General features: G+C 71.2%; 15 protein-coding genes, 1 pseudogene and 1 riboswitch. Of the genes and pseudogenes, 9 read left to right on the top strand and 7 right to left on the bottom strand.

The window, feature by feature from the left end; all coding sequences use genetic code 11:
- The first annotated feature begins 121 nt into the window (after positions 1 to 121).
- Together OG302_RS17705 and OG302_RS17700 are read left to right on the top strand one after the other, a co-directional pair.
- Positions 122 to 1,411 (top strand): PspC domain-containing protein, encoded by a 1,290-nt coding sequence (locus OG302_RS17705; RefSeq protein ID WP_371527696.1) that lies wholly within the window; start codon positions 122 to 124, stop codon positions 1,409 to 1,411.
- Positions 1,408 to 2,220, top strand: a complete 813-nt coding sequence (locus tag OG302_RS17700) for a LuxR C-terminal-related transcriptional regulator (RefSeq protein ID WP_371527695.1) — start codon at positions 1,408 to 1,410, stop codon at positions 2,218 to 2,220. Before OG302_RS17705 ends, OG302_RS17700 begins: the two co-directional genes overlap by 4 nt.
- A gap of 38 nt (positions 2,221 to 2,258) precedes the next feature.
- Here the strand turns inward: OG302_RS17700 and OG302_RS17695 are convergent, their stop codons facing one another.
- Both OG302_RS17695 and OG302_RS17690 read right to left on the bottom strand, forming a co-directional pair.
- Positions 2,259 to 2,897, bottom strand: coding sequence for a hypothetical protein (locus tag OG302_RS17695; RefSeq protein ID WP_371527694.1), 639 nt, complete (start codon positions 2,895 to 2,897; stop codon positions 2,259 to 2,261).
- 66 nt (positions 2,898 to 2,963) lie between these two features.
- Positions 2,964 to 4,007: an NlpC/P60 family protein gene (locus OG302_RS17690; protein WP_371527693.1), complete on the bottom strand. Its 1,044-nt coding sequence runs from the start codon at positions 4,005 to 4,007 to the stop codon at positions 2,964 to 2,966.
- A gap of 320 nt (positions 4,008 to 4,327) precedes the next feature.
- Between OG302_RS17690 and OG302_RS17685 the strand changes: the two genes are divergently transcribed.
- The gene (locus OG302_RS17685; protein ID WP_361837377.1) at positions 4,328 to 4,681 is read left to right on the top strand and encodes a hypothetical protein; all 354 of its coding nucleotides are present in this window, start codon (positions 4,328 to 4,330) and stop codon (positions 4,679 to 4,681) included.
- A 101-nt stretch (positions 4,682 to 4,782) separates the two neighbouring features.
- Here OG302_RS17685 and OG302_RS17680 read toward each other — a convergent pair whose 3' ends face one another.
- The gene (locus OG302_RS17680) at positions 4,783 to 5,970 is read right to left on the bottom strand and encodes an NlpC/P60 family protein (protein WP_371527692.1); all 1,188 of its coding nucleotides are present in this window, start codon (positions 5,968 to 5,970) and stop codon (positions 4,783 to 4,785) included.
- Between the two features lie 7 nt (positions 5,971 to 5,977).
- Positions 5,978 to 6,135: riboswitch (cyclic di-AMP (ydaO/yuaA leader) on the bottom strand.
- Between the two features lie 252 nt (positions 6,136 to 6,387).
- Here OG302_RS17680 and pcrA point away from each other — a divergent pair.
- The gene (pcrA, locus tag OG302_RS17675) at positions 6,388 to 8,934 is read left to right on the top strand and encodes a DNA helicase PcrA (RefSeq protein WP_371527691.1); all 2,547 of its coding nucleotides are present in this window, start codon (positions 6,388 to 6,390) and stop codon (positions 8,932 to 8,934) included.
- A 21-nt stretch (positions 8,935 to 8,955) separates the two neighbouring features.
- Here the strand turns inward: pcrA and OG302_RS17670 are convergent, their stop codons facing one another.
- Together OG302_RS17670 and OG302_RS17665 are read right to left on the bottom strand one after the other, a co-directional pair.
- On the bottom strand, positions 8,956 to 10,611 hold the full coding sequence (locus OG302_RS17670) for a M23 family metallopeptidase (RefSeq protein WP_371527690.1): 1,656 nt from the start codon (positions 10,609 to 10,611) through the stop codon (positions 8,956 to 8,958).
- A gap of 206 nt (positions 10,612 to 10,817) precedes the next feature.
- On the bottom strand, positions 10,818 to 11,672 hold the full coding sequence (locus tag OG302_RS17665; RefSeq protein WP_371527689.1) for a lipase family alpha/beta hydrolase: 855 nt from the start codon (positions 11,670 to 11,672) through the stop codon (positions 10,818 to 10,820).
- Between the two features lie 404 nt (positions 11,673 to 12,076).
- Between OG302_RS17665 and OG302_RS17660 the strand changes: the two genes are divergently transcribed.
- On the top strand, positions 12,077 to 12,493 hold the full coding sequence (locus tag OG302_RS17660; protein ID WP_160506729.1) for a cobalamin B12-binding domain-containing protein: 417 nt from the start codon (positions 12,077 to 12,079) through the stop codon (positions 12,491 to 12,493).
- A gap of 271 nt (positions 12,494 to 12,764) precedes the next feature.
- On the opposite strand, the pseudogene OG302_RS17655 reads toward OG302_RS17660, so the two are convergent.
- Positions 12,765 to 14,385 (bottom strand): annotated as a pseudogene (locus OG302_RS17655) (DUF5691 domain-containing protein); the annotation flags it as partial.
- Between the two features lie 226 nt (positions 14,386 to 14,611).
- Positions 14,612 to 15,994, bottom strand: a complete 1,383-nt coding sequence (locus tag OG302_RS17650; protein WP_371527688.1) for an SWIM zinc finger family protein — start codon at positions 15,992 to 15,994, stop codon at positions 14,612 to 14,614.
- 155 nt (positions 15,995 to 16,149) lie between these two features.
- Between OG302_RS17650 and OG302_RS17645 the strand changes: the two genes are divergently transcribed.
- From OG302_RS17645 to OG302_RS17630, 4 genes are all read left to right on the top strand, one after another.
- Complete coding sequence (locus OG302_RS17645) at positions 16,150 to 17,370, top strand: AAA family ATPase (protein WP_371527687.1); 1,221 nt, start codon at positions 16,150 to 16,152, stop codon at positions 17,368 to 17,370.
- Between the two features lie 96 nt (positions 17,371 to 17,466).
- Positions 17,467 to 20,016: a DUF5682 family protein gene (locus tag OG302_RS17640; protein WP_371527686.1), complete on the top strand. Its 2,550-nt coding sequence runs from the start codon at positions 17,467 to 17,469 to the stop codon at positions 20,014 to 20,016.
- Positions 20,017 to 20,468: 452 nt separating this feature from the next.
- Positions 20,469 to 21,611 carry a VWA domain-containing protein gene (locus OG302_RS17635; RefSeq protein ID WP_371750151.1) on the top strand — a complete coding sequence of 381 codons (1,143 nt, stop codon included), beginning with the start codon at positions 20,469 to 20,471 and terminating at the stop codon, positions 21,609 to 21,611.
- Between the two features lie 185 nt (positions 21,612 to 21,796).
- Positions 21,797 to 22,699 (top strand): hypothetical protein, encoded by a 903-nt coding sequence (locus tag OG302_RS17630; protein WP_371527685.1) that lies wholly within the window; start codon positions 21,797 to 21,799, stop codon positions 22,697 to 22,699.
- Positions 22,700 to 22,791: the final 92 nt, after the last annotated feature.

Here is a 22,791-nt window from a genome sequence, read left to right as displayed (position 1 = left end):
GATCGTCCCTGACACGGCCCTGGCCCAGCGTCCTCGCCCCGCCGTCCGGGTCGGAGATCAGGGACGTCTCGGGGGTCGACCCTGATGCCCGCGCCCGCGTACGCGTGTGAATATCGGAGACATGCCGGAAGCCGCAGCAGTATCCATCGAAGACGAGCGGCCGCTGCGAAAGCTCTATCGCAGCGGTGACGGCCGTTGGCTCGGCGGTGTCGCACGCGGCCTCGCCGGTCATCTCGGGCTGCCCGTGATCTGGGTGCGGCTGATCTTCGCCGGCCTGTTCATGGCGGACGGGCTCGGCGCGCTGCTGTACGCGGCGTTCTGGTTCTTCGTGCCGCTGGGCGTCGGCGGGGTCGACGCCCAGCGCCCGCCCTCCGCGGTCACCGCCGAGATGTCGCCCGACGGGCGCCGCAGACTCGTGGCCCGCAAGCCGGACAAGGGCCAGCTCGTCGCGCTGCTCGCGATGGTCGTCGTCGCCATGGTCTTCGTCGGCAACGTGGACCTGGGCAGCTCGACCAAGGCCTATCTCTGGCCGACCCTGCTCGTCGCCGCGGGTGTCGCCCTGGTCTGGCGGCAGGCCGACAATGCCCGCCGGGCCCGCTGGATGGCCGTCGGCCGCCGCAGGCGCACCCTCACCATCGCCCGCGCGGGGGCCGGAGTGCTGCTCGTCGGCGCCGGTGTCTCCGGCATCGTCGTGCTGCAGGGTTCCACCTCGCACCTCAGCTCCGTGCTGCAGGCCGCGCTCGCCGTGCTCGTCGGCGTCGCGCTGCTGGCCGGCCCCTATCTCGTGCGCATGATGCAGGACCTCTCGGAGGAGCGGCTGATGCGTATCCGCGCCCAGGAGCGGGCCGAGGTCGCCGCCCATGTGCACGACTCGGTCCTCCACACCCTGACCCTGATCCAGCGCAACGCCGAGAACGCCGGCGAGGTGCGCCGCCTGGCCCGCGCCCAGGAGCGGGACCTGCGGCAATGGCTCTACAAACCGGAGGGCACGGGCAAGGACGAGGCGGACGAGCCCGACACCCTCGCCGAAGCCGTCCGGCGCGATGCCGCGGAGGTGGAGGACAAGCACGGTGTCCCCATCGAGGTCGTCATAGTCGGCGACTGCCCGCTGGACGACCGGCTCACGGCGCAGATGCAGGCCGCGCGGGAAGCAATGGTGAACGCCGCCAAGTACGGTGGCGACGGCGGTGCGGTGCAGGTCTTCGCCGAAGTCGAGGGGGAGACGGTGTTCGTGTCCGTCCGGGACCGTGGCCCCGGCTTCGATCTGGATTCCGTGCCGGACGACCGCATGGGCGTACGAGAATCGATCATCGGCCGTATGCAGCGCAACGGCGGCACGGCGCGGCTGCGCGCGGTGCCGGGGGGCGGCACGGAAGTCGAGCTGGAGATGGAGAGGACGGCGACGACATGAGCGACGCGAGTGAGTCCATGGGGCCCAGGGGTGGATCGGACGGTGCGGCCGAGTCGTCCGCGGCCGAACCGAACACGTCGGCAGGGGCGCCCGAATCGGCTCAGCCCGCCGATGCGGCCGGTGCCGCCGCAGTCGGTGACCCGGAGGGCCGCCGTGCGCGCGTCGTCCTCGTCGACGACCACCGGATGTTCCGCACGGGCGTCCAGGCGGAGATCGGCAGGACCGCGATCACCGGGGTCGAGGTCGTCGGAGAGGCCGCGGACGTCGACCAGGCGGTCACGGTCATCACCACGACGCGCCCCGAGGTCGTGCTCCTCGACGTGCACCTTCCGGGCGGCGGCGGTGTCGAAGTGCTGCGCCGCTGCGCGCCGTTGATGTCTGATGCCGAGCGTCCGGTGCGGTTCCTCGCGCTCTCCGTCTCGGACGCCGCCGAGGACGTCATCGGCGTCATCCGAGGTGGTGCCCGCGGCTACGTGACCAAGACGATCACCGGCACCGACCTGGTGGACTCCATCTTCCGTGTGCAGGACGGCGACGCGGTGTTCTCGCCGCGCCTGGCCGGGTTCGTCCTCGACGCTTTCGCGTCAACCGACGCGCCCCCGGTCGACGAGGACCTGGACCGCCTCACGCAGCGCGAGCGGGAGGTGCTGCGGCTCATCGCGCGGGGGTACGCGTACAAGGAGATCGCCAAGCAGCTGTTCATCTCCGTGAAGACGGTCGAGTCGCATGTGTCGGCCGTGCTGAGGAAGCTCCAGCTGTCCAACCGGCATGAGCTGACGCGGTGGGCGACGGCGCGGCGACTGGTCTGACGGACCGGCCCGGGGGCTGCGGTGCGCCCTGCCCCGGGTCAGCGGTGCGTGCCGTCAGGTGCCGGGGCGGGGCCCAGCCTCCGTATCGCCCAGCGGTAGTGGCCCACCGCCTTGACGATGCCGATGAGGCCCGTCAGCCACAGGATGAGGCCCGTGCCCATGCCGAGCGCGACGTCGCTGTACGAGTCACGGCCGGGCTCGGCGTAGGCGGCGGCCGCGAAGGACGCCCACAGGCCGAGCGCGCACACAGCGAGGGACGAGAGGAGCCAGCAGAGGCTGAGTCCAGGGGAGCGCAGAGCGGAGTCCGACGCCGGGTGGCTGTCCAGCGCGAGCCAGCTGTCGGTGAGTTCACGGATCTTCCGGTCGTCGCGCATGGCGATGACGACGCCGACCACCGAGGGAGCGAGGGCCCCGAGGCCCAGGACCGCGCAGACCGGGCCCATCACGAAGGCCAGCGGATCGTGGTCCTCGAACATCTCAAGCGGCACCGTCAGGAGCGCCCAGCCGATGACGCAGCCGAGTGCGAACAGCCAGAGCAGCAGGATGCGGTGCACGCCCAGGCTTCGTCTGCGCAGGTCCTCGAGGGCCATGCCGCGGTCGTACAGCAGCGCGTTCCGGTCCGGCCAGGTGCGCAGATAGACAGGAGGCGGAGGGGGCGGCAGCGTACGGCGGGGCATGCCCCTGACAGTACCTGCGGGCTCGCCGACCCCTCGCGCCACCCGCGTCACCCCCGTGAGGCCTTCTCACGCCACCCGCGTAGCCCCCGCGAACGGCATCTGGCTGATCGGTGCGATGCGGACCGGTGCGCTCGGGTTCGGGGCGTGGATCATCTGGCCGTTGCCCACGTAGATGCCGACGTGGCTGATGCCCTGGTAGAAGAAGACCAGGTCGCCGGGCTGGAGTTGGGAGCGCGGGACGCGTTCGCCCGCGGCGATCTGCGCGTACGTCGTGCGCGGCAGGTCGACCCCTGCCGACCGGTAGGCGGCCTGGGTGAGCCCCGAGCAGTCGAAGGCGTTGGGCCCGGTGGCGCCCCATACGTACGGGCTGCCGAGCGCCTTGTAGGCGTACGAGACCGCCGCTGAGGCACGGGAGTTGGCAGCCTTGGCCGGGACGCCCGGGACGCCGTCGCGGCCCGCGGTACGGGATGCCCTGTCCTTGCCCGCGAGCTCCGCGCGCTGGTCGCCGGTGAGCTGTGACAGGAGCCGCTTGGCCGCGTCGAGCTTTCCGTTGACCGTCTTCTTGTGCTTCTTCAGCTCCGCCTGGCGGGACTTGAGGTGCGCGAGGGTGTCGTCGGCCTCGTCACGCAGCTGGTCGATCTCCTGGAGCTGCTTCTGTACGCCGGTGACGGTCGCGGCCTGGCGGCTGTTCGCCCGGTCGGCGAGCGCGGCGCGCTCAAGGTACTGGTCGGGGTCGGAGGAGAGCGCGACCTGGACGGACGGGGCGATGCCGCCGCTGCGGTACTGCGCCGCCGCCATCGAACCGAGCCCCGCACGCGCGGAGTTGAGCTTCTCCGTCTTGCGGGCCGCCTCGTCGCGCAGCTCTCCCAGAGACTTCTCGGCGTTCTCGGCCTTCTCCTTGGCGCCGTTGTACTTCTCGGTGGCGACCTCGGCCTCGCGGTAGAGCGCGTCGACCTTGGACTTCACCTCGGCCGGGCTGAGCCGCGGATCCGCGTGTCCCGTTCCGTCGAAGGCGGTGGCTGTGGCGGCCCCGGCGAGGGCGATGGTGGCGGCGGTACGGGCCGTATGGCCACTGAGCGAGCGCTGTTTCGGCTTGCGGTGCGCTGCCAACGTAGGGGGCTCCTTAAGGTTCCGGCGGCGGCCCGCACAGGGGGAGCGGACCGCCGCCGGATTCTCGGCGGTGGTGTCCGACTGCCGCCCCTGGACCGGGCGGCGGTGGGGAGCCGGTCACCTGACGAAGGACGCTAAACCTGACCGTCACGGGTTGGTGACGGATTGTGCGCAACTGACGGAAGTGTGCGGACAGGTGACTATGTGCGACCATGCGATCCGCTGAGTCGCACGACCTTCGCGTACGCCTGTGACTGATGCGGAGCTTGTGGCCCACCTGGCCACGGAGCGGTGATATGGCCCCGGCTAGGCTCCGGGACATGGACGTTCTCACCCATCTCTTCGTCGGCCTGCACATCATCGGCATCGCCTCCCTCTTGGGCGGCTTCCTCACCCAGATGAAGCAGATGGGCCAGGGCACGGCACGCTTCAGCCCCGCGATGCTGCACGGCGCGCTCACGATGCTCGTCACGGGCGTGGTCCTGGTGGGTCTCAACCAGGCGGACGACAACCCCGTCAACAACGTCAAGATCGGCATCAAGATGGCCGTCCTGATCGTGATCCTCGCGCTGGTCTATGTGAAGCGGGACGAGGAGAAGGTGGACAAGGGGATGTTCGGCGCCGTCGGGCTGCTGACCGTCGCGAACATCTTCATCGCGGTGCTGTGGACCTGATCTCCACCCTCACCCGGTCACCTTCATAAGAAGCGGCCCTCCACCATGAGAAGCGGCCCTCCACGCGCGCGTGGAGGGCCGCTTCTCATGCGGTGTGACGGTTACGCGGGGCGGACCACGCTGTGGATCGGCATGTAGTAGATCGACTCGACGCGGACGTTCGCACCCGGCTTCGGGGCGTGGATCATCTTGCCGTCGCCGATGTAGATCCCTACGTGGCTGATGTCGTCGTAGAAGAAGACCAGGTCACCCGGCTTGGCGTCGGCGGTCTTGACGGTCGTGCCGACCTTCACCTGGTCCCACGTCGTACGCGGCAGGGAGATCCCCGCGGCCTTCCACGCGTCCTGGGTGAGCCCGGAGCAGTCGTAGGAGTCCGGGCCGGTGGCGCCCCATACGTACGGCTTGCCGATCTGGGCCTCGGCGAAGTTGATCACCTTCGCGGCCTTCGTCGCGTAACCGCTGTCCGTGCCGGAGCCGGAGCCGGAGCCGGTGCCGGATCCGGAGCCCGCGTCCGGGGTCTCCTTGTCCGACTCGCGCTCCTTGGCGGCGGCTTCTTCCGCCGCCTTGCGCTTGGCCTCCGCCTCGGCCTCCTGCTTGCGCGCCAGCTCGGCGGCCTTGCGCTTGGCCTCGTCTTCCTTCTTCTTCTCGATCGCCGCGAGCCGCGCCTTCTCCTCGGCCGTCAGCTCCGAGAGCATCGTGCGCGCCTGGCCCAGCTTCTTCTGGACAGTCTGCTTGCTCGTCCTGAGGTCGTCCCGCGAGTTGCTCAGCGTCTCCAGGCTCTTGGTGGCCTTCGTGCGCTGCTTCGTCGCCGACGCCTGCTGCGTCTGGTAGTCGTCGACCGCCCTCTTCTGGCGCGCGGTCAGCCGGTCCGACAGGTGGTTCTGGTCGAAGAACCCCTGCGGGTCGTCGGCGAGCATCATCGTGGCGGTCTCGGAGACGCCGCCGGTGCGGTACTGGGCCGCGGCGAACGTGCCCAGCTGCCGGCGGGCCTCGTTCAGCTTGTCGGCGCGCTCTGCCACGTCGTCGAGGAGAGCGTCGACCTTCTTGCGCTGCTTGTCGGTGCGCTCCTTGGCCGAGTTGTACTTCTGGGTGGCCACGCCCGCCTGGTGGTAGAGGTCGTCGACCTTCTTCTGGACCTCTTCGAGGCTGGGCTTCTGGGGCGCGGACGGTGCCGCTTGCGCGCTCTGTGAGAGGAGGGCCACGGACGTCAGGGCTGCCGTCGTGATACCGAGGGCGGGGGTGGCGCGTAGGCCGGCAATGCGGGTCCGCGGCTTGCGGTGCGACGCCAAGGGAGGCGACTCCTTCCGTAGACCGCCTACCGGGTTAGCTGTCGGGTTCGGGCGGGTGGTTCCGGAAGGTTGCCCTACGGTCCCGTACTGCGTACGGGACCGATTCACCCCAAGTTCTACGTGGGTCCCCGGCTCCGAGGAGATCGAACTCGGCGGAGGCCACTCGTTCCCGGCGGGGTTCGCCGGTGGGAGTACGAGCAGCCCGGGCAGCAACCTAGCCAATTCGTGTGGCCCGTGTGAAGGTTGATGTTCGATATGCCCGATACGTTTTCGTTACTTTGCGAAGCGCTTGACGCGGGCATGCCGCGACGTAGCGGAACGTGACGGTCCGCGGGCTGGGCGTAGGCGGGCGCGGAAGGACGGGGTGGCCGGAACCCGGGGCGGGTTGTCAGTGGGGCCGCCTAGACTCGGGAGGCGATGAGCAGCCTCTTTGATGACAGCTTCCTGGCGGACCTCAAGCCCTCGCGGGCTTCGGAGGAAGAGCCCCCGCCGCCGCCCGAGGACAGTGGTCCGGAATCCGTTCCGGATGATCTGTTCGACGGGAAGTTCGACGCGCCCACACCTCGGGACGCGCACTACCGCGGCGGCGCCCCGCGCCCCGTGATCGACCCGGCGGCCCTGCTCGACGGGCTGAACGAGAACCAGCGCGCGGCCGTCGTGCACGCGGACTCCCCGCTGCTCATCGTCGCGGGCGCCGGTTCCGGCAAGACCCGCGTCCTGACGCACCGCATCGCGTATCTCCTGGCCGAGCGGCACGTGCACCCGGGACAGATCCTGGCGATCACGTTCACGAACAAGGCCGCCGGCGAGATGAAGGAGCGCGTCGAGAACCTCGTCGGGCCGCGGGCCAACGCGATGTGGGTGTCGACGTTCCACAGCGCGTGCGTGCGCATACTGCGCCGCGAGTCGAAGACGATCGGCTTCACCTCCTCCTTCTCGATCTACGACGCCGCCGACTCCAAGCGCCTGATGGCGCTGGTCTGCCGCGATCTGGACATCGACCCGAAGAAGTTCCCGCCGAAGTCCTTCAGCGCCAAGATCTCGAACCTGAAGAACGAGCTGATCGACGAGGAGACCTTCGCCGGCCAGGCCGCCGACGGCTTCGAGAAGACGCTCGCCCAGGCGTACGCGATGTACCAGTCGCGTCTGCGCGAGGCGAACGCCCTCGACTTCGACGACCTGATCATGACGACGGTCAACATGTTCCGCGCGTTCCCCGACGTCGCCGAGCACTACCGCCGCCGCTTCCGCCACGTGATGGTCGACGAGTACCAGGACACCAACCACGCCCAGTACGCCCTGGTGCGCGAGCTGGTGGGCCCCTCCGGAGGCGAGGGGGACGACCCCGCCGAGCTGTGTGTCGTGGGTGACGCGGACCAGTCGATCTACGCCTTCCGTGGCGCCACGATCCGCAACATCCTCCAGTTCGAGGAGGACTACCCGAACGCGACGACGATCCTCCTGGAGCAGAACTACCGCTCCACGCAGACGATCCTGACCGCGGCCAACGCCGTCATCGAGCGCAACGAAAGCCGTCGCCCCAAGAATCTGTGGACCAACGCGGGCGCGGGCGCGGGCATCACCGGCTACGTCGCCGACACCGAGCACGACGAGGCACAGTTCGTCGCCGACGAGATCGACCGGCTCACCGACGCGGGCGACGCGAAGGCGGGCGACGTCGCGATCTTCTACCGGACGAACGCGCAGTCCCGTGTCTTCGAAGAGATCTTCATCCGCGTCGGCCTGCCCTACAAGGTCGTCGGCGGCGTCCGCTTCTACGAGCGCAAGGAGGTCCGCGACGTCCTTGCGTATCTGCGGGTGCTCGCCAACCCGGAGGACTCCGTCCCGCTCCGCCGCATTCTGAACGTACCCAAGAGGGGCATCGGCGACCGCGCGGAGGCGATGATCGACGCGCTCTCGCAGCGCGAGAAGATCTCCTTCCCGCAGGCGCTGAAGCGCGTCGACGAGGCGTACGGAATGGCGGCCCGCTCGGCGAACGCCGTCAAGCGTTTCAACGTGCTGATGGAGGAGCTGCGCACCATCGTCGAGTCCGGCGCCGGCCCCGCCGTCGTCCTGGAGGCCGTGCTCGAACGGACCGGGTACCTCGCCGAGCTGCAGGCCTCGACCGACCCGCAGGACGAGACGCGCATCGAGAACCTCCAGGAACTCGCAGCCGTGGCGCTGGAGTTCGAGCACGACAGCGGTGCAGCGGAGGGCGGGACCGACGCCGAGACCGACACCGACACCGACACCGACGCTGAGACCGACGCCGCGGACGGAGCGGACGCGGCTGCTGCCGCAGGCGTTTCGGGCACGCTGTCCCAGTTCCTGGAGCGGGTCGCGCTCGTCGCCGACTCGGACCAGATCCCGGACGAGGAGGACGACGGCTCCGGAGTCATCACGCTGATGACGCTGCACACCGCCAAGGGCCTCGAGTTCCCTGTCGTCTTCCTGACCGGCATGGAGGACGGCGTCTTCCCGCACATGCGCTCCCTCGGCCAGGTCAAGGAACTGGAGGAGGAGCGCCGCCTCGCGTACGTGGGCATCACGCGCGCGCGTGAGCGGCTCTATCTGACGCGGTCCTCCATGCGCAGCGCCTGGGGACAGCCCTCGTACAACCCGCCGTCGCGCTTCCTGGAGGAGATCCCGGAGGTACACCTGGACTGGAAGCGGAAGGGTTCCGTCGGCGCACCCGCGTCCTCCGGGCCCGCGGCCGGAATCGCCTCCTCCTTGTCGTCGTCGCGCTCACGCACCGGGGGCGCGCAGGGCTTCGCCACGCGCCGTGCCTCGGAGAAGCCGGTGGTCGCGCTGGCGATCGGGGACCGGGTCACGCACGACCAGTTCGGCCTCGGGACCGTGGTCGGAGTGAAGGGTACGGGCGCCAACGCCGAGGCGACGGTGGACTTCGGAGAGCCCAAGCCGAAGCGGCTCCTGCTGCGGTACGCGCCGGTGGAGAAGCTGTAACGCCCGGGGCGGCGGCCGGAGTTACGTCGGGTCGAGGTTGTGGCTGCGCAGCCACGGCAGCGGGTCGATAGCCGAGCCGCCGCCGGGGCGCACCTCGAAGTGCAGGTGCGGTCCCGTGGAGTTGCCGGAGTTACCGGAGAAGGCGATGGGGTCGCCCGCCTTGACGGGTCCGCTGGACACCTTGTGCGTGGATAGGTGGCAGTACCACGTCTCCGTGCCGTCCTTGGCGGTCACGATCGCCATGTTGCCGTAGGCGCTGTTCCACTTCGTGGAGACCGTGCCGTCGGTGGCGGCGAGCACCTCGGTGCCGTACGACACCGGGAAGTCGATTCCGGAGTGCGCGGACATCCAGTTGACGCCGGCCTGTCCGTAGTACGCGCTCAGGCCGCGCTGCTTCACCGGCAGCGCGAACTTGGGGCGCAGGCGCTCCTTGCGCGCGGCTTCCTCGGCGGCCTTCTTCTGGGCGGCGACCTTCTCCGCCTTGAGGTCGATGCGCTCCTGGGTGCGGCTCGCGCGGTCGGCGAAGTCACCGGCGTCCGCGGAGAGGTTCGCCAGCTGCGTGTCGAGCTTGTTGTTCGCGGCGGAGGGCTGCACCGACGCGGGGTCGGGGGCTGTTGCCGCCTGCGTCTCCTTGGCGTCGTCGCTGCCGAAGTCGCCCACGGAGGCGGCGGCGATACCGGCGACGCCCATCACGCAGGCGGAGGGCACGGCGACCGTGAAGAGTGCGGAACGCTTGGCGGGGGAGCGGCGGCGGGCCCGCGAGCGGGAGCCGTGCGAACGGTCCATGACCGGCGGTTCGTCGTCACCCGCGGTGCCCCTGGGGCTGGGCTCGACCGGGCCGAGCGAATCGGCGGGAGCCTCGTCGGGCGTGAACTCGTGCTCTGCGGGAGCCGGTTGGGCGTATGCCTCGGGCGACTGAGAACCGGGGGCGTACGCGTCGGAAGCGTAGGACCCGGTGTCGTAAGGCGAATGCTCGTACGGTTCGGGCGCCTCGTACGTGTCCGGCGCTCCGGGCGTGTCCTGGGCCTCGTACGCGCCGAGGTCCTCGTGCGCGCCGTGGTTCTCGTGCGCCTCAAGCGTCTCGGGAGTGCCGTACGCCTCGTGCGTCCCGGTGGCCCCGTACGGCATGGCCTGCGTCATGTCCTGGCCGCCGGAGTTCCACGCGGTCGCGTCATACGCGCCTGTGTCGAAGGCCTGGGTCTCCCACTGGCCCGTCTGCTGTGGCTGGTTCCAGGCGCTCGCGTCCCACTGCGCGGTCGCGTCGGGGCCCGGCTGTGCGGGGATGTCGGCGGAGAGGTGCTGATAGCCGCCGGTCGACCACATGGCGCCGGTGTCATAACTGCCGGTCTCGTAACCACTGGTGTCGTACGCGGCCTGGTGCTGAGCGGCGTACGGGTCGTGGTTCAGCGTCTGCTGCGTCCCCGTGGTGGACCACTGGCCGGTGTCGTACGAACCGCCGGGCATGTCGCCGAAGAGTGGATCGGACGCGAAGCTTCCGGTGTCGTGACCGGCCGTCGCATAGCTGCCTGTGGTGTCGAAGCTTCCGGTGGAGTAGCCGTCGTAACCGGTGTAGGCGCCGTGCTCGGTGCTCTGCGGGTCGTACGCCGCGTAGGGCGCATGGTCGGCGGGTGCCGAGGCCGGGGGTGTCGAGCTCCCCGACGGGTGACGGTCGTTCACCAACTTCTCTTTCGCCTCGGCAGCAGGGGCAGAGCAGTGCGGTGACTGTACCCGGCGGTATGCGGGCGCGACAATCTTCGTCAGGTTTCACGCTCTCAGGAAACGGGCATTCGGCCGCCTTTCGGCGGACTGCGGGCACAGCTTTGGCCCTGCGTTCGAGATCCGTTCGACAATTTTCCCTCGTTGAGGCGTGTCCGAGTTGCTCCTCAGGCCACGGTCAGTCCCTTCCGGGCACCCGTCGCGGCGGTTCCGGGAGCGGGCAGATCGAGGGCCTGGCGGATTCCGGCGGCGACCGCGGGGTGCACGGGCAGGGCGAGATGACCGACGCCGGAGACGCGTACGTTCTGCGCGATCAGGTCGGGGTGGTTGACGCAGGCCGTCTCGAGCGGGGTCATCAGCTGGTCCAGGTCGCTCCAGAAGCTCACGAAGCGGGTCCGGCAGCCCGGCGCGGGCTCGCGCAGCTCCTCGATCACGTCCGAGCCGGGGCGCATCTGGCGCACGATCGGGTGCGCGTCGGCCAGCGGCACGACCCGCGTTCCCTCGTGTGGGGTACCGAGGGTGACCAGCGTGCGGACGCGCTCGTCGCCGCCGAGACGCTGTGCGTAATAGCGGGCTATCAGGCCGCCGAGGCTGTGTCCGACGATGTCCACCTGGTGGTGGCCCGTGCGCTCGCAGATCTCCTCTATGTGGCGGCCGAGCAGCTCGGCGGCGGTGCGGATGTCGCAGGTGAGGGGGGAGTAGTTGAGGGACTCCACGTGTTGGCCGCCGTGCTGGGCCAGGGAGCGGCGCAGGAGGACGAAGACCGAGCGGTTGTCGATGAAGCCGTGCAGGAGGACGACCGGAGGGCGGCCCTCCGCCGGGAGCCGGGTGGCGTCGGGAGGTGGCAGTTCGGCGGCGATCCTGCGTTCCTGGGCGATGCCCGAGGGGTACAGGAGAAGGTGGCCGGCGAGGATCGCCACCTCGAGTGCGGTCGCCTTCAGCAGGGCCATGGAGAGCCCGGCCAGTCTGGCGGGCAGCGACAGGCAGGGCGGGCGAAAGGGCAGGCCCCTCGTGATGGTCATGGTCGACCTCCCGGTCGGCACGCGAGAGGACGGCTCTGTCCCCCGTGTGCCCGTAGTGGGGAGGCGTGGCAGAGGTCGTACGACGATGCGTGCTCAGCGCCGGTGGCGCTCCGCACACCGGCGCGATCGCCGATGTGCCGCATCACCACTGCGCGCGGCTGACGGCGCGGTGGCACCGCGACCTCGTTGCGGCTCCCCTTGCGCCGTTCCCGGGGCGGTCCATATGCCGCTGGATACGGGAGTGGCGCGCAGCGAACGTGTCCCATCGTGTGATTTCCCCCTCGCTCACCACCGTGAAACTGCCGTGTGCGAGATGCTGGAGATAACGTTCGTTCACTTCCCCGGCCGGTGCGGCACGGGGTGCCAGTGCTTGGACAGATGGATATCGGTACATGGAGGCAGTGATGGGTGTGGCAGCCGGTCCGATCCGCGTGGTGGTGGCCAAACCGGGTCTCGACGGTCATGATCGCGGGGCCAAGGTGATCGCGAGGGCACTGCGTGACGCGGGTATGGAGGTCATCTACACCGGCCTGCACCAGACGCCCGAGCAGGTGGTGGACACCGCGATCCAGGAGGACGCCGACGCGATCGGTCTGTCCATCCTCTCCGGTGCCCACAACACGCTCTTCGCGCGCGTGATCGAACTTCTCAAGGAGCGCGACGCGGAGGACATCAAGGTCTTCGGCGGCGGCATCATCCCTGAGGCGGACATCGCGCCGCTCAAGGAGAAGGGCGTCGCGGAGATCTTCACTCCCGGGGCGACGACGGCGTCGATCGTGGACTGGGTCCGGGCGAACGTCCGTCAGCCGGCGGGCGCCTGACGGGCGTCGTCGTGCGGTGGGGGCGGCGGTGAGGTTCTCCGGCCGCCTCGGCTGCTTGGTGGCGGTGCCTAAGATGACGGCACCTCCGGATCTTCCGGCGCCGCGCCCGAATTCCGAGGCTCCGCGCCTGGGTTTCCCGGCTCGGCGCCCGGACTTTGAGGGTCCGCGCCCGGATTTTGCGGCTTCGTGCCCGGGTTTTGAGCCTCCATGGCCGGGGTTCCAGGCTCTGCACCGGGATTTCCAGGCTCTGCACCTGGATCCCGAGGCTCCGCGCCCAGTTCCGCTCGCATCGCCGCGCGTAGACGCAACGTACTGACCAGCCGCTGGAAGGCTTCCGACCAGTAGCCGCCCGCGCCGGGGGAAGCGTCCTCCGGCTCGTCCGGTATCGCGGTCAGTACGTCGAGGCGGACCGCCTCCGCCGGGTCGAGGCAGCGCTCCGCCAGTCCCATCACCCCGCTGAAGCTCCAGGGGTAACTCCCGGCGTCCCGCGCGATGTTCAGCGCGTCCACCACCGCCCGGCCCAGCGGTTCCGACCAGGGCAGCGCACACACGCCGAGCAGCTGGAACGCCTCCGAGAGGCCGTGCGTCGCGATGAATCCCGCGACCCAGTCGGCCCGCTCCCCGGCAGGCAGCGCGGCGAGGAGCTTCGCGCGCTCGGCGAGCGACGCCGCGCCGGGCCCCGCCGCATCGGGGGACGAGGGGGCGCCGAGCAGCGCCCGGGACCAGACCGCGTCGCGCTGCCGCACCGCCGCGCGGCACCACGCGGCGTGCAGTTCGCTCTGCCAGTCGTCGGCCACGGGAAGCGCCACGATCTCGGCGGGGGTACGGCCGCCGAGCCGCTCCGGCCAGGTGCCGAGCGGGGCGGACTCCACCAACTGACCCAGCCACCAGGAGCGTTCGCCCCGTCCGGCCGGTGGCTTCGGGGTGACGCCGTCGCGCTCCATGCCCGCGTCGCACTCGTGCGGCGCCTCGACCGTGAGCGTCGGCATGGCCTTCGTGCCCTGCGCGTGGTCGATGGCCACGCAGGACGCCGCCCGGTCCGCCATCCGCGCGGCGAGGGCGGAGGAGGGGAGCGCGGAGAGGAGCTCGGCCGCAGTGGCGCGGACGTTGCGGCTGCGGTCGGTGAGGGCCTGTTCCAGGAACGGCTCGTCGGCTTCGCACAGCCGGTTGCGCAGGGAGTCGAGGAACATCAGGCGGTCCTCCGCCCGCTCCGTGCTCCAGGTGGAGGTGAGCAGGTCCCGTGCGGCGGCCGGGTCATGGGTCCGCACGGCGCCGAGCAGGGCGACGCGCTCGGCGAAGAGTCCCTCTTCCCAGAGCCGCTGGACCTGCGCCGTGTCCTCCGGGGCGGGCAGGGCCACACCGCCGCCCGGGGTGGAGCGGAGTGCGAACTTCCAGTCCGGGTTGAGCCGCGCGAGCCACAGGGCCCGCGGGCCCGCGAAGGTGAGGGCCTGTGGGCGGATGTCCGTGCGCCCGCGGGCCGCGTTCAGGAGGGCCGGCAGGAGCTCGGGCGGTGCCGCGAAGCCGCGGTCGTTGGCCAGCGCCAGCCACTGGGGCAGCAGTTCCATCAGGTCGGGCACAGCGCCACGGCGTCCGCCGCTGCCTGCCCCGGGGTGATCGGTGAGCAGCGTGGCGAGCCTGCGCCGTGCCGCCGGTGGCACCAGGGGCCTGGGGTCGTCCGCGGCAGGCTCGGGAGGTGTGGCGGCGGGCGCGGGGGACAGCCCGGCTCTGCGCCGCACGGTCTGCACCGCGGCCGCGTCCAGCAGGGCGGTCGGTGCGTCCTTGTCGTGCGTGCGCACAGGGGGAGTGCGGCGGTCGGTGCCGAGGAGCGCGGCGGTGACCAGGTCTTCCCAGGGGATGACGGTCGCTTCGGTGAGTGCGGTGGTGCCGGTCATGTGGACTCCTCTCCCGGACGGATCCGTCTGGTCTGTCGGGTCTCGCTGACTTCTTGGGCTTCTCTGGTTTCTCAGGTCTCGCGGGTTTCGCCGGTGTCCCGGGTCCTTCGGGGGTACTTCGGGTTCTTCTTCTGGACGTATTGGTCTGGAGGTCTGGAGGACCTGATGGAGAGCGTTCGGTGCTCTCAGTGGGCGCCCCGCAGTGCCCGAGGAGCACGCAGGGTGGTCAGCACAGGGCCACCGCCTCTCCCATTCCGCGCGGCCAGGCCGTCAGAGGGGTGAAGCCCTTGTGACCACACTCGCCGAAGACCGTCACGGGAGCGCCTCCGGAGAGTGCCACCAGCCGCCACAGACCCGCTCGGGACGCAGCGGAGGGGGTGATGGGCAGCGCCGTCCCGCCCTCCGCGTCCACCAGTTGCCAGCTGTCGGAGGAGGGACCGGGGTGAGGGGCCGGTATCACTTCGTGCAGCGTCACCGGCCAGGAATCCAGCCAGGGGTCGTCCCGCAGCACCTCTCCGTAGCGACGCGCGGCCTGTTCCGTCCGCACGCCCGGCGGCCGGGCGGGTGTCGGCGCGGGAGCGCCGAACTGCTCGCCCAGGTCGGCCCGCAGCTGCCCGGCACCTGGATACGAGGTCAGCTCGGCGTCGAGCGCGAGGCCCACCGGCAGCGCGAGCGCGGGTGCGCGGCCCGCGGCTCCGTACGACAGGAGCAGGGTCGTACGGCCGGACTCCGCGCCGTACAGCCATATCCGTCGGGTGGTGAGCTTGCTGTCCGCCGTGTCGTACTGCGCGAGCACCAGCCAGTGGTCCCGCACCGGCGGGCCCTCCGCAGACGTGGGCAGGCCCATGCGGGAGCGGACCGTGGCCGCCAGGGCCTCGGGCAGTTTCTCGCGGTGCAGCCAGCCCTGGTCAAGGAGGTGGAGGAGCGCGCACTCCTCCAGCATCCGCACCGGCCACCCGGGGCCCGAGGAGGGTATGGCTCCCAACTCCCGCACCCGCGCGGCCAGTCCCGGCGCCTGCGCGTCGACCATGCGGGCCGCCGTCTCCTCCCACAGCCCGTACCCCGTCTGCTCGGCGGCGGCTGTACCGCCCCGCAACAGATCCGAGAGGCGCTGCTCCAGCTCCGTCACCCCCGCCGTGACCCGCTCGGCCCGCCGCTCCGCCCTGCGGCGCGCCGCCTCCGGGTCAGCGACCTGCGCGGCCGGCCCGGCGTCCGAAGTCCGCTTCGTCTCCGCCCTCTTACGGCGCCCCGCCAGCCATTCCTCCGCCCACTCCGGCGGCTGCCCGTCCGGCGTGGCGCCGACCGTCCCGTCCTCGCCCGCCCAGAGCAGCAGCAGCCCGAGCGCGTGCTTGCACGGGAATTTGCGGCTCGGACAACTGCACTTGTACGCCGGGCCCGCCGCGCCGGTGATGTCCGCGATGTCGACGACCGTCTGATACGGCTTGCTGCCACTCCCCTTGCACAGTCCCCACACCGTCCCCTCGCCCGAACTGCCTGCCTCCGACCATGGGCCGGCGACGCCGAGTTTGCTTCCCGCCTTGCGTGACGGGGCGTCAGGCGCCAGGGCCAGCACCTGATCCGCCGTCCAGTGCACCCCCTGCTGAGTCATGTCATCGAAGGTAGATCCCGCCACTGACAATCGGCCTGGGCGTTGCTATATGCGCAGGTCAGCGGCGCGCGAGGGTCGATTGTCAGTGGCGTGGTGCACGGTTGGAATCACATCCGGGCCAGATGCGCCCGGACGAGTTGGAGGGGGATCGCTCCATGACCGTGTCCGTCGACTCGACGACCGCAACGACCTCATCGGCCTCAGCAACTTCGACGACTTCGACGACTTCGCCGACTGGTACGACTGGGACGTCTGCGACGACCGAGAACCGGCCCACGCTTGAATCCGCGCCCGCGGGAGAGGCGCTGCGTCCGCACGCCGAGCACGCCTTCGCCGCCGAACTGGCCGCGCTCGTCGCGCAGGACGACCGGCCGCGCCCTGCCCGCTGGCGGCTCTCGCCCTGGGCGGTCGCGACGTATCTGCTCGGCGGCACGCTGCCCGACGGAACGGTGATCTCGCCGAAGTACGTGGGGCCGCGCCGCATCGTCGAGGTCGCCGTCACCACCCTCGCCACGGACCGCGCCCTGCTCCTGCTCGGCGTGCCAGGCACCGCGAAGACATGGGTGTCCGAGCATCTGGCGGCCGCCGTCAGCGGGGACTCGACGCTGCTCGTGCAGGGCACGGCCGGCACACCGGAGGAGGCGATCCGGTACGGCTGGAACTACGCGCAGCTGCTCGCGCACGGCCCCAGCCGCGACGCGCTCGTGCCCAGCCCTGTCATGCGGGCCATGTCCGACGGCATGACGGCGCGGGTCGAGGAGCTGACCCGCATCCCCGCCGACGTACAGGACACATTGATCACGATCCTCTCGGAAAAGACCCTCCCCATACCGGAGTTGGGGCAGGAGGTACAGGCGGTGCGCGGCTTCAACCTCATCGCCACCGCCAACAACCGCGACCGCGGGGTCAACGACCTGTCGAGCGCGCTGCGCCGCCGCTTCAACACGGTGGTTCTGCCGCTGCCGGAGAGCGCCGACGCCGAGGTCGACATCGTCTCGCGCCGCGTCGACCAGATCGGGCGCTCGCTCGACCTGCCGACCGGGCCCGAGGGGATCGACGAGATACGCCGCGTCGTCACCGTCTTCCGCGAGCTGCGGGACGGGGTCACGGCCGACGGGCGTACGAAGGTGAAGTCGCCGAGCGGCACGCTCTCGACGGCCGAGGCGATCTCCGTCGTCACCAACGGCCTTGCTCTGGCAGCGCACTTCGGGGACGGCGTGCTGCGGCCGGGTGATGTCGCGGCGGGCATCCTCGGCGCGGTCGTCCGTGACCCGGCGGCGGACCGGGTGATCTGGCAGGAGTACCTGGAGGCGGTGGTGCGTGAGCGTGATGGGTGGAAGGACTTCTACCGCGCGTGCCGTGAGGTGAGTGCGTGACGTACGGGGGCGGTTCGGGCGGCCCGGATGAGCCGGGCGTGGCAGCGGGCGTGGGCGTGACGGTGGCTGGTTCGCGTGAGAAGGGGTGGGGCGGACATGGGCGACGAGGTGCGGGGGACGACGACGCGGGCTGGCGAGGGGCCGTTGCTGCTCGGGGTTAGGCATCACGGGCCCGGGTCGGCGCGAGCGGTGCGGGCCGCGCTCGATGAGGGCGCGCCACGCGTGGTGCTGATCGAGGGGCCACCCGAGGCCGACGGCCTTGTGGCGCTCGCGGCGGACGAGGGGATGCGGCCCCCGGTGGCGCTGCTCGCGCATGTGGTGGATGAGCCCGGCCGGTCGGCTTTCTGGCCGCTGGCGGAGTTCTCGCCGGAGTGGGTCGCGATCAAGTGGGCTGCGGGGGCCGGGGTTCCGGTCCGTTTCATGGACCTTCCGGCGGCGCATTCACTGGCGCGGGCGGAGGGAACGGAGGGGGAAGCGGACGCCGCAGAGGGGGACAAGGGTGCCGCGGAGGGGGAGCCGGGCGAACCCGGATCGCCGGGGGAAGCGGACGTCGAGGCGGTGCGGATCGATCCGCTCGCGGTGCTCGCCGAGACCGCCGGGTACGACGATCCCGAGCGGTGGTGGGAGGACGTCGTCGAGCACCGGGGGGCGGGCGAGGACGCGTTCGCGCCGTTCGACGCGCTGGGTGAGGCCATGGGGGCGCTGCGCGAGGAGCACGGGGTCGGTGGGCACGACCGCGACCTGGTGCGCGAGGCGTACATGCGGATCCAACTGCGTTCTGCACAGAGAGAGTTCGGCGTCGACGACGTCGCGGTCGTGTGCGGGGCCTGGCATGTGCCCGCGCTGCGGCAGAAGGTGACCTTGGCGGCGGACCGGGCGCTGCTCAAGGGGCTGCCGAAGGTGAAGGTCGACATGACCTGGGTGCCCTGGACGCACCGCCGCCTCTCCCGGGCCAGTGGATACGGCGCGGGGATCGCGTCGCCCGGTTGGTACGGGCATCTGTTCAGCGCGCCCGACCGCCCCGTCGAGCGCTGGCTGACCAAGGTCGCACGGCTCCTTCGGGACGAGGACAGGCTCGTGTCGTCCGCGCATGTCATCGAGGCGGTGCGGCTCGCGGAGACGCTCGCCGCGATGCGGGGGCGTCCGCTGGCGGGGCTCACCGAGACGACGGACGCGATCCGGGCGGTGATGTGCGAGGGCTCCGACGTGCCGCTCTCCCTCGTCCACGACAAGCTCGTCGTCGGAGATGTGCTGGGGGAGGTGCCGGACTCTGCGCCTGCGGTGCCATTGCAGCGCGATCTCACGCGCCTCCAGCGCAAGCTCCGGCTCAAACCGGAGGCTCTGGAGCGGGAGTTGGAGCTGGACCTGCGCAAGGAGACGGATGCGGCGCGCAGCAGGCTGCTGCATCGCCTCCGGCTGCTCGGTATCGGCTGGGGCGTGCCGGTCGAGTCACGGGGGAGCACGGGTACGTTCCGGGAGACCTGGCGGCTGCGGTGGGAGCCGGAGCTTTCCGTGCGGGTGGCGGAGGCGGGGGTATGGGGGACGACTGTCGTGGCGGCGGCCACCGCCCGCACGGAGTCCGATGCCGTCGGGGCCAGGGCCCTGGCCGAGGTCACCGCGCTGGCCGAGCGGTGTCTGCTGGCCGAGTTGCCGGACGCGTTGCCCGTGGTGATGCAGGTCCTCGCGGACCGGGCGGCGCTGGACGCGGATGTCGGACATCTGGCGCAGGCGTTGCCCGCGTTGGTGCGGTCGCTGCGGTACGGGGATGTGCGGGGCACGGACACGGCTGCCCTCGGCGAGGTGGCGGTGGGCCTCGCCGAGCGGGTGTTCGTCGGGCTGCCCCCGGCGTGTGCGGGGCTCGACCAGGACGCGGCGCTCGAGATGCGGGGGCATGTGGACGCGGTTCACCAGGCGGTGGGCTTGCTGGGGGAGTCGGACGGCGGGCCTGCGGGGGAGGGGACGGCCGGGCAGCGCGTGACTCCGCCGGGGGCCGGCATGCGGGGACGGTGGTACTCCGTGCTGAGGGTGCTGGGCGAGCGGGACAGTGTTGCCGGGGTGGTGCGGGGCCGGTGCGTGCGGATCCTGATGGACGGCGGGGAGCTGGCCGACGGGGAGGCCGCTCGGTTCATGGGGCTCGCCCTGTCCCGGGGGACCGAACCCGCCGAAGCCGCCGCCTGGATCGAGGGGTTCGTGGGCGGCGGGTCCGGGGGCGGCATGCTGCTCGTGCACGACGAGCGGCTGCTCGGTCTGGTCGACGACTGGCTGACGGGAGTCCCTGACCGTGCCTTCACCGACGTACTGCCACTGCTGCGACGCACCTTCTCGGCGTACGAACCGGGAGTACGGCGGACGCTGGGGGAACTGGTGCGACGTGGCCCGGCGGCGAGCGCGGGCGGCGCGACCGTTGCCGGCGGGATACCCGGCTTCGGGCCGGACCTGGACGCCGAGCGGGCGGATGCGGTGCTGCCGGTGCTGAGTTTGTTGCTGGGGGTTGGGGTCGGGGCTGGTTCCGGGGCCGGGGCCGAGGTTGGGAGTCGGGCTGAGGGCGGGGCTGGTTCCGAGACGGGGGCCAGGGGCGGGACCGGGTCTGCGTCCGAAGCCAGGGCTGGCGTTGGTGACGGTAACGGGCTTGTGGGGGTGGGGTGATGACGCGGGAAGCGGGTCGGGGCGTGGCGGGGGAGGTGGCGGCGGACGTGGCTCGGGGAGGGCGGCCGGACTTGGCTCGGGTGCGGCCGGACGTGGTTCGGGAGGTGTGGGCGGACGTGGCTCAGGGGGTGCGGTCTGACGCGGGGGTGGGCGTATTGGAGGGCGGGGCTTTGGGGATTCGGGCGGGTGAGGCGGTGGTCGTTGGTCGGGGTGGGGCGGTAGCCGCTGGTCAGGGTGGGGTGGGAGCTGTTGATCGAGGGGCGGTCGTCGTCGCGGATGGGGGTGAGGCGGTGGTCGTTGGTCGGGGTGGGGCGGTGTCGGCTGTTCGAGGGGCGGCTGTCGTTGCAGGTGCGGGTCGGGCGGGGGGTGTGGCTCGGGGTGCAGGTGCAGGGCAAGGGGCGGGGGGCTTGGATCGAGGGGAGGCTTCGGGCGTGGGGGATGGCGGGGAGCGGATGCGGCGGTGGCGGCTTGTGCTGGGTGGGGGTGCTGCCGACGGGACCGGGTGCGAGCTCGGCGGGAGGGATGCGGCCATGGATGGGGCGCTCGGTGCGCTCTACGGGGGAGGGGAGGCGGGGAAGAAGGACCGGGGGCGGGACCGTTCGGCGGGGCTGGGGGCGTCCGCGCCGTCCGTGTCGCGTTGGCTCGGGGACATCCGGACGTACTTCCCCTCGTCCGTCGTCCAGGTCATGCAGCGCGACGCCATCGAGCGGCTGGGTCTGTCGACGCTGCTCCTGGAGCCCGAGATGCTGGAGGCCGTGGAGGCCGACGTGCATCTGGTCGGGACCCTGCTCTCCCTCAACAAGGCCATGCCGGAGACCACCAAGGAGACCGCTCGGGCCGTCGTGCGCAAGGTGGTCGAGGACCTGGAGAAGCGGCTCGCCACGCGCACCCGGGCCACCCTCACCGGCGCGCTCGACCGCAGCGCCCGCGTCAGCAGGCCGCGCCACCACGACATCGACTGGAACCGCACGATCGCGGTCAACCTCAAGAACTACCTGCCGGAGTACAGGACGATCGTGCCCGAACGCCTCGTCGGGTACGGGCGGGCCTCGCAGTCCGTGAAGAAGGAAGTCATCCTCTGCATCGACCAGTCGGGCTCGATGGCCGCGTCCGTCGTCTACGCCTCGGTGTTCGGTGCCGTGCTCGGTTCGATGCGGTCGCTCAATACGCGGCTCGTCGTCTTCGACACGAACGTCGTCGATCTGACCGATCAGCTCGACGATCCGGTGGACGTCCTGTTCGGCACGCAGTTGGGGGGCGGGACGGACATCAACCGGGCGCTCGCGTACTGCCAGTCGCAGATAACCCGGCCCGCCGACACCATCGTCGTCCTCATCAGCGACCTCTACGAAGGGGGCATACGCAACGAGATGCTGAAGCGGGTCGCTGCGATGAAGGCGTCCGGCGTGCAGTTCGTGACGCTGCTCGCGCTCTCTGACGAGGGGACGCCCGCGTACGACCGCGAACACGCGGCGGCGCTCTCGGCTCTGGACGCACCGGCCTTCGCCTGTACCCCGGACCTCTTCCCGGAGGTGATGGCAGCGGCGATCGAGAAGCGCCCGCTGCCCATACCGGACATGAGTACGCATCGGTAACACATGAATACGCATCGGTAACCCGGGACTTGCGCGAGGGCGGGCGGGGCGTGCGAGTATCGGCGGGCTTCACTCCTGGAGCGTCGCTTCACTCCCGGAGCGTCATGCTCCGGTGCCGTGTTCCGGGCCTCGCCCGGCCCCACCCGGCCCCGCCCGGCCCAGCACCAGCAGAGGAACCCCTCGTCTTGACTCCCGCAGCAGTCGTTCTGCCCGATGCCGCCGTGCGCATGCCGCGCGCCGTGGCCGGGCGGCGTGTGCTGCAAGTGGTGCTGCTGCTCGCCGGGTTGCTCGCGCTGGGCTTCCTCTGCGGCGAGCGTGCGCATGCGGCCGACGGTGTGCCGGCTCCGGGCCAGGCAACCAAGGCTGCGGCGCGGTCGGTGGAACCGGTGCGTGTGCGGGTGGCCGAGCCTGCGCGCGAGGCCGTGCGGGGCGGGGGCGAGGCGGTGCGCGATGCCGCCGTCGAGCCCGTGGCCGACGTCGCCGAGCCCGTGGCCCGGACCGCGCGGGGTGTTGTGCGGCCGGTCGTGGACGGGGTCACCGGAGTTGTCGAGGGTGCGCCGCAGCGGGTACTGCCCGAGGCGTCCGACCTGCCGGGTACGCCCAGCCTGCCCGCCGCCGACGTGCCCGAGCTTCCGCAGCCTGGCCCCGGCCATGGTGCGGGTGCCGGCGCCGGTGCAGAGCCTCCGGCCTCTCGTGCCGGTCAGGGAGAGGTGACGGCACGGGCGCACGGGGCGCGGGCCGAGTCCTCGTACGGCACCGGTTCCGGCACCGGCACCGGCACTCGCACCAGCACCCACCTCGGTACCGGCTCCACCCTCCCGAGCGGTCAGCAGGCGCACCGCACCGGGCACGAGCCGTCCCCGCCCCCGCCCCCGCTCCCGTCCTCGTTCCCGTCAGCCCCTGGTGATCCCGCGCGGACGCTGGGCGGGCAGTCGGCCGGTGACGGGAGTTCGACGCGGCAGGGCGATCCGTGTACCGCCTCGCTCGACGGCCGTGCGCCGGTGAGGCTTCTGCAGGGCGCCGGGGCCGGTCAGGTTCCCGCGCCGATCCGCGAACGACACCGGGACATTCCCGAATTCCCTGGCTAGGGCAGCCCTTTCCCCGCGAAGACCTGCCGCGCGGGGGTGGCAAAGGTCTGCCCGCCGACCGGACGCATCTCGTACCGGGTCGGATTCACAGC

Source organism: Streptomyces sp. NBC_01283, assembly GCF_041435335.1.
Classification (GTDB): domain Bacteria; phylum Actinomycetota; class Actinomycetes; order Streptomycetales; family Streptomycetaceae; genus Streptomyces.
Note: the sequence above shows the minus strand (reverse complement) of the source record. Positions and strands in the feature narration are given on the sequence as shown.

Coding starts and splice junctions, on each gene's coding strand:
- OG302_RS17705 (WP_371527696.1), top strand. CDS start 122: ATGCCGGAAGCCGCAGCAGTATCCATCGAAGACGAGCGGCCGCTGCGA.
- OG302_RS17700 (WP_371527695.1), top strand. CDS start 1,408: ATGAGCGACGCGAGTGAGTCCATGGGGCCCAGGGGTGGATCGGACGGT.
- OG302_RS17695 (WP_371527694.1), bottom strand. CDS start 2,897: ATGCCCCGCCGTACGCTGCCGCCCCCTCCGCCTCCTGTCTATCTGCGC.
- OG302_RS17685 (WP_361837377.1), top strand. CDS start 4,328: ATGGACGTTCTCACCCATCTCTTCGTCGGCCTGCACATCATCGGCATC.
- pcrA (WP_371527691.1), top strand. CDS start 6,388: ATGAGCAGCCTCTTTGATGACAGCTTCCTGGCGGACCTCAAGCCCTCG.
- OG302_RS17665 (WP_371527689.1), bottom strand. CDS start 11,672: ATGACCATCACGAGGGGCCTGCCCTTTCGCCCGCCCTGCCTGTCGCTG.
- OG302_RS17660 (WP_160506729.1), top strand. CDS start 12,077: ATGGGTGTGGCAGCCGGTCCGATCCGCGTGGTGGTGGCCAAACCGGGT.
- OG302_RS17650 (WP_371527688.1), bottom strand. CDS start 15,994: ATGACTCAGCAGGGGGTGCACTGGACGGCGGATCAGGTGCTGGCCCTG.
- OG302_RS17645 (WP_371527687.1), top strand. CDS start 16,150: ATGACCGTGTCCGTCGACTCGACGACCGCAACGACCTCATCGGCCTCA.
- OG302_RS17640 (WP_371527686.1), top strand. CDS start 17,467: ATGGGCGACGAGGTGCGGGGGACGACGACGCGGGCTGGCGAGGGGCCG.
- OG302_RS17635 (WP_371750151.1), top strand. CDS start 20,469: ATGCGGCGGTGGCGGCTTGTGCTGGGTGGGGGTGCTGCCGACGGGACC.